Here is a 16,805-nt window from a genome sequence, read left to right as displayed (position 1 = left end):
AAGGCCTGCTACGGTGCCTGAACCGGTTAAGTAAACCGGTTCAGACCACTCGACGACGAGCAGGAGGCGCGCATGGCGGCACGGCCGACCATTCTCGACGTCGCCCGCGCGGCCGGGGTCAGCAAGACGCTCGTCTCCTTCGCGCTGAACGACCGGCCGGGCGTCTCGCCCGAGTCGCGCGAGCGCATCCTCCGCGTCGCCGGCGAGCTCGGCTACCGGCCGAGCCTCACCGCTCGCTCGCTCTCCACGAGCGTCTCCTTCGCCGTCGGCCTCGTCGTCGCCCGCGATCCCGAGGTCATCGCCGCGGATCCGTTCTTCCCCGCCTTCATCTCCGGCGTCGAGCGGGTGCTCGCCGAGCACGGCCGGGTGCTGGTGCTCAGCGTCGTCGACCCGGGCGCCTCGGAGGAGGCGGTGTACCGCACGCTCACCGCCGATCGCCGGGTCGACGGCGTCTTCCTCAGCGACCTGCGGGCGGACGACGCCCGGCCCGCGCTGCTCGCCGAGCTCGGCCTGCCCGCGGTCACGCTCGGCCGCCTCGGCGGCTCGGACTCGCCCGCGGTCGTGATGGACGACACCGCCGGCATCACCGACGCGGTGCAGCACCTCGCCGCCCTCGGCCACCGCCGCCTCGCGCACGTCGCCGGGCCCGGCCACCTGCTGCACTCCCTCCGCCGCCGCGAGGCGTTCGAGCGCGCCTGCGCCGCCGCGGGCCTCGAACCCGGCCCCGTCGTCGCCACCGATTTCAGCGCCGGAGACGGCGCGAGCGCCACCGAGACCCTGCTCGACTCGGCCGCCCCGCCCACCGCGATCGTCTACGCCAACGACCCGATGGCCATCGCCGGCCTCGGCGTCGCGCACACCCGCGGTCTGCGCCTGCCGGACGACCTCTCGATCACCGGCTTCGACGACTCCGAGATCGCCGCCCACGTCTACCCCTCGCTGACCTCGGCCCGCACGCGCCCCGCGCGCTGGGGCGAGGCGGCCGCGCGGACCCTCCTCGACCTGATCGAGAACGGCACCGCCCCCGATGTCGACCTCGAGCCCGCCGGGCTCGTGGTCCGCCACTCGACCGCCCCACCGCGGTCCTGACCCGCTGAACACCCGACCGCCGTGCGCACCGTCGCGCACGCGGAGACACCCAAGGAGAAGCACCATGGCCTCGATGAAGAGACGCCGGCTGACCGGAGCGGGCATCGCCCTGCTCGCCACCCTCGGCCTCACCGCCTGCAGCGGCGGCGGGGGAGGCGGCTCCACCGACCTGACCGCGACCGGCCCGATCACCATCTGGTACTCGAACAACGAGCAGGAGGTGCAGTGGGGCAAGTCCATGGTCGACGCCTGGAACGCCGACCACCCGGACGAGCAGATCACCGGCCAGGAGATCCCGGCCGGCAAGAGCAGCGAGGAGGTCATCGGCGCCGCGATCACCGCCGGCAACGCACCGTGCCTCGTCTTCAACACCGCTCCGAGCGCCGTCGGCCAGTTCGAGCGCCAGGGCGGCCTCGTCGACCTGTCGACCTTCGAGGACGGCGTCGACTACATCGAGACCCGCAGCGGCGACCTCGCCGAGCAGTACCAGAACGCCGACGGCGACTACTTCCAGATGCCGTGGAAGAGCAACCCGGTCGTCATCTTCTACAACAAGGACATCTTCACCGCCGCCGGCCTCGACCCGGAGAACCCCTCGCTCGCCACCTACGACGAGTTCACCGCCACCGCGAAGACCCTCGTCGAGTCCGGAGCCGCGCCCGCCGCGATCCAGCCCGCGCCGACCAGCGAGTTCTTCCAGACCCAGTTCGACTTCATGCCGCTCTACGCCGCGGCGACCGGAGGGACGGGGCTGGTCGAGGACGGGAAGGCCACCTTCGCCGACGACGCCGGCTACGAGGTCGCCGACTTCTGGAAGAGCCTCTACGACCAGGGTCTCGCCGGCCGCGAGCAGTACCAGGGCGACGCGTTCGCCGACGGCCAGGCCGCGATGTCGATCGTCGGCCCGTGGGCGGTCTCGGTCTACGACGACCTGAACTGGGGCTCCGTCTCCGTGCCCACCCCCGACGGCACGCCCGCCGAGGACACCTGGACCTTCAGCGACGCGAAGAACGTCGGCCTCTACTCCGCCTGCGCCAACAAGGGCACCGCCTGGGACGTCCTGAAGTTCGCCACCAGCGAGGAGCAGGACCGCTCGCTGCTCGAGACCACCGGCCAGATGCCGCTGCGCACCGATCTGCAGACCACCTACGCCGACTACTTCGAGGCCAACCCCGCCTACCAGCGCTTCGGCGACCAGGCGAGCCGCACCATCGAGGTGCCCTCGGGCCCGAACACGGTGCAGATGCTGCAGGCGATCCGCGACGCCTGGGGCAAGACCGTGATCTTCGGCGACGGCGACGTGCAGTCGGCGCTCGACGGGGCGGCCGAGACCGTCACCGGGCTCGCCGGCCAGCAGTGACATGACGACCGTCGCCTCGAAAGCTCCGGCGTCGAAGGGCGCCGGAGCCGCGCGGCCGCAGGACAAGCGGAGCCTGCTCCGCCGCGTCCTCGGCCCGCAGCCGTTCGGGCTGCTGCTCGGCAGCCCCTACCTGCTGTTCGTGCTCGCGGTCTTCGCGTTCCCGGTCGGCTACTCCGTCTACATCGCCTTCCACGACTTCTTCTTCGCGGCCCCCGGCGTGCAGGTCGAGCGCCCGTTCGTCGGCTTCGACAACTTCGTCACCGCGTTCTCCAGCCCGCAGGTCATCCGCTCCTTCGGCAACATCGGGATCTTCCTGGTGATCAACGTGCCGCTGACGGTGGTGCTCTCGCTGCTGCTCGCCTCGGCGCTGGACAAGGTCGTGCACCTGCGCACGTTCCTCCGGGTCAGCTTCTACGTGCCCTACGTCACCGCGAGCGTCGCGGTCGTCGGCGTCTGGCTGTTCCTCTTCAACGGGAACGGACTCGTGAACAGCCTGCTCGGGCCGCTCGCCCCTGACCCGTCCTGGCTGATCAACGACAGGCTCGCGATGCCGATCATCGCGCTCTACGTCACCTGGAAGCAGCTCGGCTTCTACATCCTGCTGTACCTCGCGGCGCTGCAGAACGTGCCGAAGGAGCTCTACGAGTCGGCGTCGACCGACGGCGCGGGCCGCATCCGGCAGTTCTGGTCGGTGACGGTGCCGAGCGTGCGGCCGGCGACGCTGCTGGTGCTGCTCGTCTCCACGGTGACCGGCGCGAACCTCTTCACCGAGCCCTACCTGCTCACCGGCGGCGGCGGGCCCAACGGCGCCTCCGCCTCGCCCGTGCTGCTGATGTACCAGCTGGGCATCCAGCAGGGGCAGCCCGACGTGGCCTCCGCCATCGGCGTCGTGCTGGTGCTGCTCGTGCTCGTCATCGCCTACCTGCAGAACCGCTTCGCCGGGGAGAGGAACTCATGAGCACGCTCGCCAGTGCCGGAGGCGCGACCTCCGCGGTCCCCGCCGCCGCCGCCCCGCCGACCCGGCGGAAGCGCCCCGCCTCGAGCCGATCAGCCGTGATCCTGCGCGGCGTCGTGCTCGCGCTCGGCGCGATCGTCTTCCTGTTCCCCTTCTACTACATGGTGATCGGCTCGCTGCAGACCGACCCCGACCCCACCCTCGCCGGGGCGATCCCGGAGGCGGGCAACCTCACCCTCGACAACTACGTCAACGTCAACGAGCGGATCAGCCTGCTCACCGGCCTGATCAACTCGGGGATCTTCACCGGCGGCGTCCTGCTCTGCACGGTCGTCTTCGGGGTCCTGGCCGGCTACGCGCTCGCCATGCTCGAGTGGCGCGGCCGGAACGCCGTGTTCGCGCTCGCGCTGCTGGTGCAGGTCATCCCGTTCCAGCTGCTGCAGATCCCGCTCTACGTGCTGATCGCCCGCGACTACGGACTCGCGGACAGCCACCTGGGCATGATCCTGCCGTTCGCGATCAACTCGACGGCGGTGATCATCTTCCGGCAGTACTTCCTGCAGCTGCCCAAGGAGCTGTTCGAGGCCGCGCGGATCGACGGCGCCGGCGAGATCAAGCTGCTCTGGAACATCGCGCTGCCGCTCGTGCGCCCCGCGCTCGTCACGGCCGTGCTGCTCACCTTCATCGGCCCCTGGAACGAGTTCCTCTGGCCGTTCCTCATCACGAAGGATGCGTCGCTGCAGCCGCTCGCCGTGTCCCTCGCCAACTACATCTCCAACGTCGCCTCGTCGACCGACAACCCGTTCGGCGCGATCCTCGCGGGCGCCGTCGTGCTGGCGGCCCCCGTCGTCGTGCTCTTCATCGTGTTCCAGCGCTACTTCGTCTCGACGGATCTCGGATCCGGAGTGAAAGGATGACCATGACTCCCACCCCCGCCCCCACCACCCGCACCAGCGTCCCCTACCGCCTCGAGCGCGTCGGCGTCGTGATGGAGCCGCTCGCCGGCGAGCCGCTCGAGGCCGAGGGGGTGCTCAACCCCGGCAGCGGCCGCGGACCCGACGGCGAGGTCTACCTCCTGCCCCGGATGGTCGCCGCCGGCAACGTCTCGCGGATCGGCCTCGCCCGCGTGCTCGTCGAGGACGGCGTGCCCGTCGGCGTCGAGCGCCAGGGCGTCGTGCTCGCGCCCGACCGCGGCTTCGAGCGCGGGGCCCTCACCGCGGGCGTCGAGGATCCGCGGGTCACCTTCATCGAGGCGCTCGGGCTTCACGTGATGACCTACGTCGCCTACGGTCCGCTCGGGCCGCGGACGGCGCTCGCCGTCTCGGAGGACCTGCGCGAGTGGCGGCGCCTGGGCCCGGTCACCTTCGCCTACGACGACGCGCTCGACATCGACCTCGGGCTCTTCCACAACAAGGACACGGTGTTCTTCCCCGAGATCGTCGACGCGCCCGACGGCACCCGCTCGTTCGCGGTGCTGCACCGGCCGATGTGGGACCTCGGCGAGACCCGGCCGGGGGAGGGGATCCGGCTGCCCGCCGGCGTCGACGACCCGCGGCAGAGCATCTGGATCAGCTACGTGCCTGTCGACGACGTCGACCGTGACCTGGCGAACCTGACCCGCTGGACGCGGCACCGCTTCGTCGCGGGCCCCGAGTTCGCCTACGAGGAGCTCAAGATCGGCGGCGGCCCCGTGCCGCTGCGGGTGCCCGAGGGCTGGCTGCTGCTGCACCACGGCGTCACCGGCAGGATCGACAGCGTCTTCGCGCAGCAGCAGCACGTCAACTACGCGGCCGGCGCGATCCTCCTCGACGCCGACGACCCCTCGCGCGTCGTCGCCCGCACCGCCGAGCCGCTGCTCCAGGCCGAGACGGAGGAGGAGCGCAGCGGCATCGTCCCCAACGTCGTCTTCCCCACCGCCATCGAGGAGATCGACGGCCAGCACTACGTCTTCTACGGCATGGCCGACTCCAAGATCGGCGCGGCCCGCCTGGTCCGCACGGACGGCTGACGCCGCACTTGCTGATCGAGTAGCCCGCGCAGCGGGCGTATCGAGATCCCCCGTTCTGCAGAACGCCGGGTCTCGATACGCCCCTCCGGGGCTACTCGACCAGCAGGCCCTTTGCTGATCGAGTAGCCCGCGCAGCGGGCGTATCAAGATCCACCATCCCAGCCACCACCCCCTTCAAGGAGCAGGTTCAATGACGAACTTCAGACCCCGCGCCGCCGCCGTCCTGGCCGCGACCGCCCTCGCCGCCGGCGGCCTCACCCTCGCCGCGACCCCCGCCCAGGCCGCCGAGCCGCTGACCAACACGGCGCACCTCGACTTCCTCCTCGACACCGCCACTCCCGAGCCCCAGCCCGGCCACAGCACCTACCGCCTGGCCGAGGAGCCCGACCTGGTCATGCCCTGGACCTACGCCGACGCCCGCGACGGCGGCACCTTCGAGCGCGTCGGCGGCGGCCCCCTCGACCCCGCGACCGGCGACTGGGCGCAGGGCGCCTACAACACCGACGACATCTCCCGCGCCGCCGTCGTCTACCTGCGGCACTGGCAGCAGACCGGATCGACGGCCAGCCGCGACAGCGCCTACGAGACCCTCCGCGCCCTGGCCTACTTCCAGACCACGACCGGCGACGACGCCGGCAACGTCGTCCTCTGGATGCAGCCCGACGGTGACCTGAACCCCAGCGCCGAGCCGGTCGAGCTGCCCGACCCGAGCGACTCCGAGGACAGCTACTGGCTGGCCCGCACCCTCTGGGCGCTCGGCGAGGGCTACGCCGCGTTCCAGGACGACGACCCCGCGTTCGCCGCGTTCCTCCAGGAGCGCCTCCAGCTCGGCGTCGCCGCCGTCGACCGCGAGGTCCTCACCCGCTACGGCGAGTACGCGGTCGCCGACGGCGTCGACGTGCCCGCCTGGCTGATCGTCGACGGCGCCGACGCCACCGCGGAGGCCCTGCTCGGCCTCTCCGCCTACGTCGAGGCAGCGCCGGACGACGCCGCCGTGCGCGCCAGCACCGCGAAGCTCGCCGAGGGCGTCGCCGCCTACGCCCGCACCACGACGGAGGCCGACACCACCGCCTGGCCGTACGGCGCGATCCTGCCCTGGACGAAGTCGCGCTCGCTCTGGCACTCCTGGTCATCGCAGATGGCGGGCGGCCTGGCCGCCGCGTCCGTCGCGCTCGGCGACGCGTCGCTCCTCGAGCCCGCCGTCGTCGACGCCGCCCGCTTCGCCCCCGAGCTGCTGACCGCCGGCGGCCCGGACAACGGCTGGAACCCCACGCCGACCGACCGCGTGCAGATCGCCTACGGAGCCGACTCCCGGCTGCAGAACTCCCTCGCCCTCGCCGACGCCACCGGCTCGAGCGCCTACCTCGATCTGGCCGGCGTGCAGGGCGCCTGGTTCTTCGGGCTGAATCTCAGTGGTTCCCCCGTCTACGACCCGGCGACCGGAGTCACCTACGACGGCGTCCAGGCCGACGGCAGCGTCAACCGCAACAGCGGCGCCGAGAGCACCATCCACGGACTGCTGTCGATGCTCGCGCTCGACGCGCACCCGTCCGTCGCCGCCCGCGCGACCGCGGTGACCACCCAGGCGAGCCGCGACGGCCTCCGCCTGGTCGAGGCCGAGTCGGCCCGCGGCGGCACGGTCGTCACTCCGGAGTCGGCGTGGACCGGCGAGTCCGGCTGGAGCGGCTCGTACCTGTCGCTCTCGAACTGGCGCCGCGCGGCCACCATCCCGGTCGGCTCCGCGACCCAGGACCGCCTGGTCGAGGCCGTGATCTTCGCCGCCGAGCGCGGCACCGAGAAGACCCCGATCAGCCTCTGGAACTCGGGCCGCCGCCCGCTCGACGTGCTCACCAGCACCGTCGGCGCGCAGGGCGTCACCGAGGCGTCCGGCATCCTGCTCCCGCAGAAGCTGCGGCGCACGCTCCCCGCGAGCGCGACCACCGTCGAGGTCCGCGCCCTGACCGGCGAGACGAAGCTCGACGCCCTGCTCGTGCGCCCCGTCGTCTCGCGCCTGGTGCTGGTCGGCGACACCGGCCGCACCGAGCTGGTCCGCAACTCGACGGCGACCCCGCAGCCGACCACCGTCGACGGCACCGGCACCCTCCGCGTCTACGCCCAGGACGGCACCCTGGTCAGCGAGTCGCCCGCCACGGGCCCGACCCCCGTCACCCTCCCCGCCCAGGGCTTCGCGATGCTCCTCGGCTGAGCCGCCCGCAACGCGCCCCCACTCCTCAGAAGTTGCGGTAGTCGCGCTCGACTACCGCAACTTCTGCGTCGTCGACGCGGCGGCCGGCGAGGCCCGCGCGTCAGCGGGTGCGGTGCAGGGTCTTCGAGGCGAGGCCGGCGATCGCTGCGCCGAGCACCGGCGCCACGAGGAACACCCAGAGCTGGCCGAGCGCGTCGGGGCCGGCGAAGACGGCGGCCGCGAGCGAGCGGGCCGGGTTCACGGAGGTGTTGCTGATCGGGATGCTGATCAGGTGCACGAGGGTCAGCGTGAGGCCGATCGCGAGCGGGGCGACCGCCTTGTACTCGCTCTTCGCGGTGACGGAGAGGATCACGCCGACGAACACCGCCGTCAGCACCGTCTCGGCGAGCAGCACCGCGCCGAGCCCGAAGCCGCCGGGGGAGGCGGCGCCGAAGCCGTTCGAGGCGAAGCCCGAGTCGCGCGCGGCGTCGAAGTAGCCGGCCGGTCCGTCGGCCGCGATCAGCGCGACGACTCCCGCGCCGGCGACGCCGCCGACCAGCTGGGCGACGATGTAGCCGGGGATGTGGCGCCACTCCGTCCGCCCCGCGACGGCGAGGCCGATCGAGACGGCCGGGTTGAAGTGCCCGCCCGAGATGTGGCCGACCGCGTAGATCCCCGCGACCAGCGTGAGCCCGAAGGCGAGCGCGACGCCGAGGAAGCCGACGCCGAGCGCGTTGCCGCTGTCGGGAAAGGCGGAGGCGAAGATCGCCGTGCCGACGCCGCCTGCGACGAGGAGGAACGTGCCGAACGCCTCGGAGGCGTAGCGCGCAGCGGCGGAGTACTGCTCGGCGTGCTCCTTCCGCTGCTCACTCGTGGTGCGGTTGGCGGACTTCGATGACGGCATGGGGGTTCCTCCGCGGGTCGTGGACGGCCCCGCGGCGCGCGAGGGCAACCGCCACTTCAGCACTTGCCGGCGCCGGGGGAGCCGCGTGCCCAGTCGGCTCCCGGCCGCGCGCGCCCGGAGGGCCCCTGCGCGGCCACCCGCCCCTCGCTCAGCGGCCAGCCTCCCGCTGGTCGTGCAGCCGGAGGCGCCCCCCAGCATGCTGGTCGAGTAGCCCCGAAGGGGCGTATCGAGACCCGCCGTTCTCGGCACGGCGGATCTCGAGACGCCCGCCGCGAGGACTGCTCGATCAGCAAGGCGCTCTCCCGCCGCTCAGTACCGTGACCGCACCCGTCGCGATCCCGCACTCCGGCGAGCCGAGGGTGCTTCCGCGAGTCGGACATCGCGCACGACCACCTCCGGCTCGCGGAATCACCTCCGGCTCGCGGATTCGTTCACGTCCGGCGAGCCGAGGGTGCTTCCGCGAGCCGAAGGTGCTCGGCGGCCACCTCCGGCTCGCGGAATCACCTCCGGCTCGCGGATTCGACGCGATTCCACGAGCCGAGGGTGCTTCTGCGTGCCGAAGGTGGTCGTGCGTGCGGTGAGCGGCCGAGCGGCGATCCCGCGGCGGGCCGCTCGGCTACTCTCGGGCCCGGGGGTCCACCGCTCGAGAGGCACGCATGAGTCACGACACCGCACCGGCCGCACCGGCCGCACCCACGCTCGAGGCCGTCGCCGCTCTCGCCGGCGTGTCGCGCGCGACGGTGAGCCGGGTGGTCAACGACTCGCCGAAGGTGAAGGCCGAGGCGCAGGCCGCCGTCCGCCGCGCGATCGAGCAGCTCGGCTACGTGCCCAACCGGGCGGCCCGGTCGCTGGCGAGCCGGCGGACGCAGGTGGTCGCCCTCCTGGTGCCGGAGTCGATCGGCAAGGTGTTCGGCGATCCGTTCCTCGCCGCCGTGGTGCAGGGCGCGGCCACCCGGCTCGCCGAGACCGAGTACATGCTCAACATCGTCATCGCCTCCGAGGCGACCCCCGAGAAGACCCGCCGCTACCTGCTCGGCGGCAACGTCGACGGCGCCCTCGTGGTCTCGCACCACAGCGGCGACCACTCCTACGCGCGCACCGGCGCGAGCGTCCCCCTCGTCTTCGGCGGCCGCCCGCTCAGCCCGGACGATCACGGCAGCCACTACGTCGACGTCGACAACCTCGGAGCGGCGCGGCAGGTCGCCGAGCACCTCATCGGTCTCGGGCGGCGCGCGCCGGCGATGATCGCGAGCCGGCAGGACATGCCGGCGGCCATCGACCGCCTCGCCGGCTGGCGCGGCGCGGTCGAGGCGGCCGGGCTCGACGCCTCGCTCGTCGAGATCGGCGACTACTCGCCGCAGGACGGCGCCGAGGCGATGCGCCGCCTCCTCGATTCCGGGCGCCCGATCGACGCCGTCTTCGCCTCGAACGACCAGATGGCCTCCGGGGCCCTGGCGGTGCTCCGCGAGCGCGGGCGGAGCGTGCCGGGCGACGTGGCGCTCGCCGGGTTCGACGGCGACTACTCCTCGGAGTCGAGCGACCCGCCGATCACGACGGTCCGGCAGCCGGCCGCCGGGCTCGGCGAGGCGATGGCGGAGGTGCTGGTGCGGCTGCTGGCCGGGGAGGACGTCGACCGGGCGACGCTGCTGCCGACGGAGCTGCTGATCCGCGGATCGACGGTGCCGCGGAGCTGATCCGCCGCGGGATGCCCGCGCCTCAGCCCGTGAAGACCGTCGAGGACCGCCGCTCGTACCAGTGCGCGAGGTGCTCACCGGCGCGGAGGACGTGGTCGCGCATGATGTCGGCGGCGCGCTCGCGGTCGCCGGCGACGAAGGCCTCGACGATCTGCTCGTGCTCGCGGAAGTTCTCCTCGCGGTGCCGCGAGTTCTCGCGGAGCACCAGGCCGGAGACGTTGCGGGGGAAGGCGTCGTTGATCTCGATCAGCATCCGGCTGAGGCGGGTGTTGCCCGAGGCCTGGTAAATCAGGCCGTGGAACTGGTCGTTGGCGCTGCCGTCGCGCTCGCTCGCGGTGCCGGCGGCGACGGCGAGCGAGCGCTCGTACATCGCGGTGTTGACGGCGCGGAGCTCGGCGATCGTCGCGTCGTCGAGGCGGTCGACCGCGCGGCGGGCGGCCAGCGACTCCAGCTCGGCGCGCACCTCGTAGGCCTCGCGCACCTCCCACGGCACGGGCACGCGGACGACGGCGCCGCGGTTGGGCACCACCTCGATCAGCCCGCCGGTCTGCAGCTGGCGCAGCGCCTCCCGGACCGGGGTGCGGCTGATGCCGAACTGCGTCGCGAGCTCGGCCTGGCGCAGCGGGGCGCCGATCGGGATCTCGCCGGACATGATCTTCGCCCGGATGCGGGCGGCCAGATCGTCCACGAGTGCGTTGTCGCCCTGGGTGCTCACGCGGTGATCCCCTCCGATCAGCGGCCACGGGTCGGCCGGGATCCAATCATGGCAGCCATTGGATCCCACGCGAGGGTCGGTGTCGTCGAGCGGCGAGCCCGCTCCTGCTTCGGCTTGACCCATGGATCCTCTCAGCCTTAGATTGGATCCAATGTTGCCCGCGTTGGCGACCGATCGTGGTCAGGAGGCCGGCGTGGACGTGCTGCTGGTCGTGATGCTCGCGGGCGCCGCCGCGTCCCTCCTCCTCGGGCTGACCGGCTGGCGCCGCGTCGGGCGCGGCTGGCTCGTCGCCGAGGCCGCCATGCTCGCGGCGATGCTCGACGTGCACCTGCCCGCCCTCCACCTCCTGCCGGCGCCGCTCTGGTCCGCCCTGCTCGCGGGCTGCGCGCTCGTCGCCGCCCTCGTCGACCGGGTGCGCCGCGGCAGGGGCGTGCGGCGGCACGGCGCCGACGCGCTGCACGCCGTCGGCATGCTGCTCGCCTCGGTCCTCGTGCTCGTCGCCGGGGCCGCGCCGACCGCGAGCGCCGGGCACGCGCACGGCGGCGGGCTCGCCCTGCCGCTCGGCGCGGCGGTCGCCGTCTACGCGGCGTGCACCCTCCGCGTCGCCCTCGCCGGTCGTCCCGGCCGCCTCGACACCACCCGGAGACTCGCCTCCCTCGCCGCGCTCGTCGCCATGGGCGCGATGGCCGCGGTCGGCTGAGTCGTTCCCCCCATCCCCCGAACCGCACTGGAAGAGAGAGACGCCGCATGATCATCGACGCGTACAACACCACGCAGGACCGCCGCGGCCGCAGCGACTACCTGAGCGGGGTCCGCCCCGGCGAGCAGCCGCCCGCCTACACGCCCTTCGACCCGAAGCGGATCCTCGACCGGATGGACGCCGCCGGCGTCGACCGCGCGATGGTCTGCTCCCTCGCGCAGGGCATCGAGAACGACTTCCTGATCGACCTCGTGAAGGCGCACCCGGACCGGCTGTTCGGCTTCGGCCAGGTCATGCCGCAGTGGGAGAACGCGACCGACGAGATCCGCCGCTTCGCCGACGCCGGCCTGGTCGGGCTCAAGCTGCACCCCAGCCTGCACGGCTACCACGTCGCCGACCACGGGCTGCTCGATCCGCTGTTCGCGGTCTGCGACGAGCTCGGCCTGCCCGTGCTGATCAACGCCCTCGACGACGCGTTCTGCGCGCCGTTCGCGATCGAGGAGATCGCCAAGGGCTTCCCCGGAGTGCCGACGATCATCGCCCACATGGGAGCGGTCTGGAACGTGCCCGAGGCGATCATCGTCGCCGAGCGCAACCCGCACATCTACCTCGAGACCTCGGCGACGCTGATGTCCGACGTGAAGCGCGCCTACGCCCGGCTCGGCGCCGAGAAGATCCTGCTCGGCTCCGAGTGGCCGGGCAGCGACTTCGACCTCGAGCGGATGAAGATCGCGAAGGCGATCCCGGACGAGGCCGACCGCGCGCTGGTCGAGGGCGGCAACATGGCGCGGATCCTGGGCTGGTCGTGACCGAGGGGGCGGCTCTCGACCGGCCGGTGCTGACCGGTCCGCCGGCCGGGATGTCCGCGCCCGACCGCGAGCTGCTCGAGGCCGCCTCGGCGATCCTCGACGCGCGCTACCGCACCGGCGTGCACGAGGTCGCGGCCGCGCTCCGGCTCGCGGACGGGCGGGTCGTGACCGGCCTGCACGTCGAGGCGAGCGCGGGCCGCGCCTCCGTCTGCGCCGAGTCGGCGGCCCTGAGCGCCGCGGTCGTCGCGGGCTCGCCGGTCGTCTCGATCGTCGGAGTGCTGCAGCGCCCCGGCGGCTCGCGGCACCTGATCGAGCCCTGCGGCGTCTGCGCCGAGCTGCTCGGCGACCACGCCGCCGCCGCGACCGTGTGGGTCGCCGTCGCCGACGCCTTCGGGCCGGTCCCCGTCCCCGACCTCCTCCCGCACCGCCGCCGCCGCGCGGCCCGCCCGGTCTGACGCGCCCACGCGCCTGCCCGCCTGCCCACTCTCCAAAAGTTGCGGTAGTCGAGTGCGACTACCGCAACTTCTGAGGAGTGAGGGGTGGGGTGCGGCGGCCGGGGCGCGCCCGACTCTCCTCCACAAGCCGAGCATTCCGAGGTTTTACCCCGGGGAAACACGGCCGACCCCCGCCCGAACGATCGGCTGACCAGACTTGCCGGGCGGACGACGGGGGGCGTGGGGGCACCTCACCCGACGTCCGCGCACCACCCGGAAGGATCCCCCCGCATGCTCGCCGTCTCCGGCACTCCCGTCCTCCTCGTCGTCGACATCCAGGGCGGGGCCGCCTCGGACCTGCCGACACCGGGCATCCCCGTGATGAGCGGCCGGGCGGAGCGCGCGCCCCGGGTGCGCGACCTGATCGCGCACTGCCGCAGTGCCGGCGTGCCGGTCGTCTTCGTGCAGGAGGTGCACAAGCGCGACCTGATCGACATCGGCCGCGAGCTCGACGGGGCAGAGGGCCCGCACTGCCTCGAGGGCGACCCGGGCACGGAGCTGGCGTCGTGGCTCGAGCCGCGGCCCGAGGAGTTCGTGATCCGCAAGCGCCGCTACTCCGCCTTCTTCGGCACCGAGCTCGAGATCGTGCTGAAGGCGTACCGCGCGGGCACGCTCCTGCTGGTCGGCGGACTCACCGACGTCTGCATCCACTACACAGCGGCGGATGCGCACCAGCACGACTACGCGGTCCGGGTGCTCACCGACTGCGTCGCCGGCTCGAGCGAGCGCGCGCACGCCGCCACCCTGGAGGCGATCGAGTACCTCCAGCGCGACGCCCTCGTCACCGCCGCCGAGGTGCACGACTGGCTCGACCGCCGCGGGGCGACCGATGCCTGAGCCCCGCCTCCTCGTCGCCCGCGTCCGCACGATGGACCCCGAGAACCCGCTCGCCGAGGCGCTCCTGATCGAGGGCGACCGGATCGCCGCCGTCGGCAGCCTTGCCGCCGTCCGCGCCGCCGCCTCGGCCGGCACCACCGAGGAGCACCTCGACGGGACCCTCCTCCCCGGCTTCATCGACGCCCACTCGCACGCCCAGCGCGCGGGCCTGAAGGCCCTGCAGCTGCTGGACGCGGGCGCGGACGCCGCCGAGTTCTCCGCCGCGATGCTCGCCGACGCGGACGCCGATCCGGACGCCCCGGACTGGCTCGGCGACACCCCGCCCACCGCAGAGGACCGCCGCGCGGCGTTGCGCCGCATCCAGCCGCTCCTGCACGAGCTGGGCTTCACCGGCGTGATCGACCCGGCCGTCACGCTCGACGAGCTCGCCGCCTACCGCGCCGCCCACGAGCGCGGCGAGCTGTCGCTGCGGGTCGTCGCGATGCCCTACCCCGAGCTCGGCACCGAGGCGGTCCCGGGTGTCGACGAGGCGCTCGCCCTCCTCGACACCGTCGGCGGCACGACCGGCGACGGCGACGAGCTGCTCCGCCTCGGCCCGATCAAGGTCTACTACGACGGCGAGGGGATGAAGGGCCAGGCGCTGCTCGAGCAGTCCTGGCCCGACGGTGGTCACGGCGTGCAGCGGATCGAGACGGCCGAGTTCGCGCGCCTTGCCGAGGAGTGCGTCCGGCGCGGCTGGGGCCTGGGCGTGCACGCGGTCGGCAGCCGCGCCGTCGCCGAGGTGCTCGACGCGCTCGAGGCCTCGGGCTCCGCCGAGCGGATCGCCGCCCTCCGCTGCCAGCTGATCCACGCCTACCTCGAGCCCAGCGCCGAGAGCCGCGAGCGCGCGGCCCGGCTGGGCGTCGTCGCCTCGCTGCAGCCCTCGATCGCCTGGAGCAACGCGGCAGGATTGACGGCCCGGCTCGGCGCGCGGGCCGACGCCGTCAACCCGATGCGCGACTGGCGCGAGTCCGGCGCCGTGATCGCGCTCGGCTCCGACGCGCCCTACTTCCCCTTCGACCCGCGGCAGGTCGTCGCGACCGCGGTGGGCCGCCGGATGCGGCGCCTGCCCGACCCGCTCGGCGCGGCGCAGGCGCTCACGGTGCTCGAGGCCGTCGAGGGCTACACGCGGGGCGCGGCGCACGCGGCCTTCGCGGAGGACCGGCGCGGGGTGCTCCGCGCCGGGTGCCTCGCCGACCTGGTGCTGCTCTCGGTCGACCCGGGGGAGTGCTCGGCGGAGGAGTTCGCCGGGGCGGACGTGCTGCGCACGGTGGTCGGCGGGCGGACGGTGTTCGACCGGGACGCTCGGCAGATGTAATCCCGACGAAACACAATGGGATACGCATTACCTTAGATTGGATCCAAGTTGAGCGGCCCCCCGAGCAACTCCGCCCCGCCCCCGATGCACCACCCGTATCCCTTGGAGGACAGCACCATGGTCAGGAAGAGCTTGCTCGCCGGCGTCGCACTGGCGGCCGTCGCGAGCCTCGCGCTCACCGCCTGCGGGACCACCAGCGCCCCGCAGAGCGCCACCGGCACCGCCGGCACCACCGACACCATCAACGCGGAGCTCTGGTACGCGCCGTCCACCTTCGACCCCGCGAAGGCCTCCGCCGACGCCGACGTCACCGTCGCGCGCCTCGGCTTCGACACCCTGCTCCGCCAGGGCGAGACCGAGGGCTACATCGGCGGCCTCGCCACCGAGTGGAACGCCGTCTCGGCCTCCGAGTACACCTTCACCCTCCGCGACGGCGCCACCTGCGCCGACGGCACCGCGATCACCCCGACCGTCGTCGCCGACTCCTTCAGCTACCTCACCGGCCTCGAGGACTCGGGCGCGCAGACCTGGAAGAACCAGGCCTTCGGCTCCGGCGACGCGACCTTCACCCCCGACGACGCGGCCGGCACGCTGACGATCTCGCTCAGCCAGCCCTACTCGCAGCTGCTCGGCGGCGTCACCCGCCCGGGCACCGGCATCATCTGCCCGGCCGGGATCGCCGACCCCGAGGGCCTCGCCGCGGGCACCGTCGACGGCGCCTGGTCCGGCCCGTACATGCTCTCGGACCTCTCGGCCGGCGTCAGTGCCGCCTACACGCTCCGCGACGACTACGACGCCTGGCCCGACTGGCAGGACGTCGAGGGCGAGCCCGCCAAGACGATCAACCTGACCGTGCAGTCCGACTCGAACACGAGCGCCAACCTGCTCGAGTCCGGCGGCGTCGACCTGGCCCGCTTCTACGACTCCAACGCGCTGCGCTTCGAGGACGACCCGGCCTACACGACCGTCACCTTCGCCAGCTCCGCCTACAACCTGGTCTTCAACGAGGCCCCCGGCTCCGGCTCGATCTTCGAGGGGAACGAGGAGCGGCGAGCCGCGGTCGCCCAGGCGATCGACCCGCAGGGCTTCAACTCCGCCGGTCTCGACGGCCTCGGAGTCGCGCAGTACACCGTCAACGCGGCCAGCTACCGCTGCGCGCTCGACGACGAGTCGCTCGTGCAGCAGTACGACCCCGCCGCCGCGACGCCCGTGCTGACGGGTCAGTCGATCCGCCTGCTGATGATGTCGAACTGGGACCCGGCCGCCGACTACCTGGCCGAGTCGCTCCGCGCCGCGGGCGCCACCGTCACCGTCTCGGCGCTCGACCCGGCCGACTGGTCGAAGGCCATGCGCACCGAGCCCGCCACCTGGGACGTCGCGATCGCCGCGGAGAACGCCGGCCCCGGCCTCATCCACACCACGATCGCCCGCTACCTCGGCCCGACCTACGCCGACGGCGGCACCAACGTCGCCTCCAGCGACAACCCCGAGGGCGTGGCCTACTACGAGGCCGCGATGGCCGCCTCCGACACCGAGACGCAGTGCGAGAACCTGCTCGCCGCCCAGAAGACGATCCTCGAGCGCGTCGACATGACGCCGCTGATCACCGACACGCACCGCTACGTGGCCCGCTCCGGCTTCGCCACCTCGGTGTTCTCGGGCTACTGGGACATCTCGGCCATGCGGATCCTGTCCTGA

General features: G+C 73.0%; 15 protein-coding genes. 13 read left to right on the top strand and 2 right to left on the bottom strand.

Features of this window, described 5'->3' with window-relative positions; genetic code table 11:
* The first annotated feature begins 72 nt into the window (after positions 1-72).
* The 6 genes from GSU72_RS18680 to GSU72_RS18655 all read left to right on the top strand — a co-directional run bounded on the left by GSU72_RS18680 (position 73) and on the right by GSU72_RS18655 (position 7,618).
* Complete coding sequence (locus GSU72_RS18680; RefSeq protein ID WP_159986378.1) at positions 73-1,089, top strand: LacI family DNA-binding transcriptional regulator; 1,017 nt, start codon at positions 73-75, stop codon at positions 1,087-1,089.
* 64 nt (positions 1,090-1,153) lie between these two features.
* Positions 1,154-2,449 carry an extracellular solute-binding protein gene (locus tag GSU72_RS18675; RefSeq protein WP_244255890.1) on the top strand — a complete coding sequence of 432 codons (1,296 nt, stop codon included), beginning with the start codon at positions 1,154-1,156 and terminating at the stop codon, positions 2,447-2,449.
* A 1-nt stretch (position 2,450) separates the two neighbouring features.
* Positions 2,451-3,407, top strand: coding sequence for a sugar ABC transporter permease (locus GSU72_RS18670; RefSeq protein ID WP_159986377.1), 957 nt, complete (start codon positions 2,451-2,453; stop codon positions 3,405-3,407).
* Positions 3,404-4,321, top strand: a complete 918-nt coding sequence (locus GSU72_RS18665) for a carbohydrate ABC transporter permease (protein ID WP_159986376.1) — start codon at positions 3,404-3,406, stop codon at positions 4,319-4,321. Before GSU72_RS18670 ends, GSU72_RS18665 begins: the two co-directional genes overlap by 4 nt.
* 2 nt (positions 4,322-4,323) lie before the next feature.
* The gene (locus GSU72_RS18660) at positions 4,324-5,412 is read left to right on the top strand and encodes a glycosidase (protein ID WP_159986375.1); all 1,089 of its coding nucleotides are present in this window, start codon (positions 4,324-4,326) and stop codon (positions 5,410-5,412) included.
* Between the two features lie 190 nt (positions 5,413-5,602).
* Positions 5,603-7,618 (top strand): hypothetical protein, encoded by a 2,016-nt coding sequence (locus tag GSU72_RS18655; RefSeq protein ID WP_159986374.1) that lies wholly within the window; start codon positions 5,603-5,605, stop codon positions 7,616-7,618.
* A 100-nt stretch (positions 7,619-7,718) separates the two neighbouring features.
* Here GSU72_RS18655 and aqpZ read toward each other — a convergent pair whose 3' ends face one another.
* Positions 7,719-8,501, bottom strand: coding sequence for an aquaporin Z (gene aqpZ / locus GSU72_RS18650; protein ID WP_159986373.1), 783 nt, complete (start codon positions 8,499-8,501; stop codon positions 7,719-7,721).
* A 656-nt stretch (positions 8,502-9,157) separates the two neighbouring features.
* On the opposite strand from aqpZ, the gene GSU72_RS18645 reads away from it, so the two are divergent.
* Complete coding sequence (locus GSU72_RS18645) at positions 9,158-10,195, top strand: LacI family DNA-binding transcriptional regulator (RefSeq protein WP_159986372.1); 1,038 nt, start codon at positions 9,158-9,160, stop codon at positions 10,193-10,195.
* A 22-nt stretch (positions 10,196-10,217) separates the two neighbouring features.
* Here the strand turns inward: GSU72_RS18645 and GSU72_RS18640 are convergent, their stop codons facing one another.
* Positions 10,218-10,910 (bottom strand): GntR family transcriptional regulator, encoded by a 693-nt coding sequence (locus tag GSU72_RS18640; protein ID WP_208545108.1) that lies wholly within the window; start codon positions 10,908-10,910, stop codon positions 10,218-10,220.
* 193 nt (positions 10,911-11,103) lie between these two features.
* On the opposite strand from GSU72_RS18640, the gene GSU72_RS18635 reads away from it, so the two are divergent.
* From GSU72_RS18635 to GSU72_RS18610, 6 genes are all read left to right on the top strand, one after another.
* Positions 11,104-11,610 (top strand): hypothetical protein, encoded by a 507-nt coding sequence (locus GSU72_RS18635; protein WP_159986370.1) that lies wholly within the window; start codon positions 11,104-11,106, stop codon positions 11,608-11,610.
* Positions 11,611-11,657: 47 nt separating this feature from the next.
* Positions 11,658-12,419, top strand: a complete 762-nt coding sequence (locus tag GSU72_RS18630; protein ID WP_123731620.1) for an amidohydrolase family protein — start codon at positions 11,658-11,660, stop codon at positions 12,417-12,419.
* A complete protein-coding gene (locus tag GSU72_RS18625) occupies positions 12,416-12,874 on the top strand; it encodes a hypothetical protein (protein ID WP_208545107.1) in 459 nt (152 codons plus the stop codon). Before GSU72_RS18630 ends, GSU72_RS18625 begins: the two co-directional genes overlap by 4 nt.
* Positions 12,875-13,144: 270 nt before the next feature.
* Complete coding sequence (locus GSU72_RS18620) at positions 13,145-13,750, top strand: isochorismatase family cysteine hydrolase (RefSeq protein WP_159986369.1); 606 nt, start codon at positions 13,145-13,147, stop codon at positions 13,748-13,750.
* Positions 13,743-15,107 (top strand): amidohydrolase family protein, encoded by a 1,365-nt coding sequence (locus GSU72_RS18615; RefSeq protein WP_159986368.1) that lies wholly within the window; start codon positions 13,743-13,745, stop codon positions 15,105-15,107. Before GSU72_RS18620 ends, GSU72_RS18615 begins: the two co-directional genes overlap by 8 nt.
* Positions 15,108-15,224: 117 nt before the next feature.
* Complete coding sequence (locus GSU72_RS18610; RefSeq protein WP_159986367.1) at positions 15,225-16,805, top strand: ABC transporter substrate-binding protein; 1,581 nt, start codon at positions 15,225-15,227, stop codon at positions 16,803-16,805.

Source organism: Rathayibacter sp. VKM Ac-2760 (genome assembly GCF_009834185.1).
Classification (GTDB): Bacteria; Actinomycetota; Actinomycetes; order Actinomycetales; family Microbacteriaceae; genus Rathayibacter.
The sequence above is the reverse complement of the archived record's forward strand: the minus strand, read 5'-3'. Positions and strand labels throughout refer to the sequence as shown.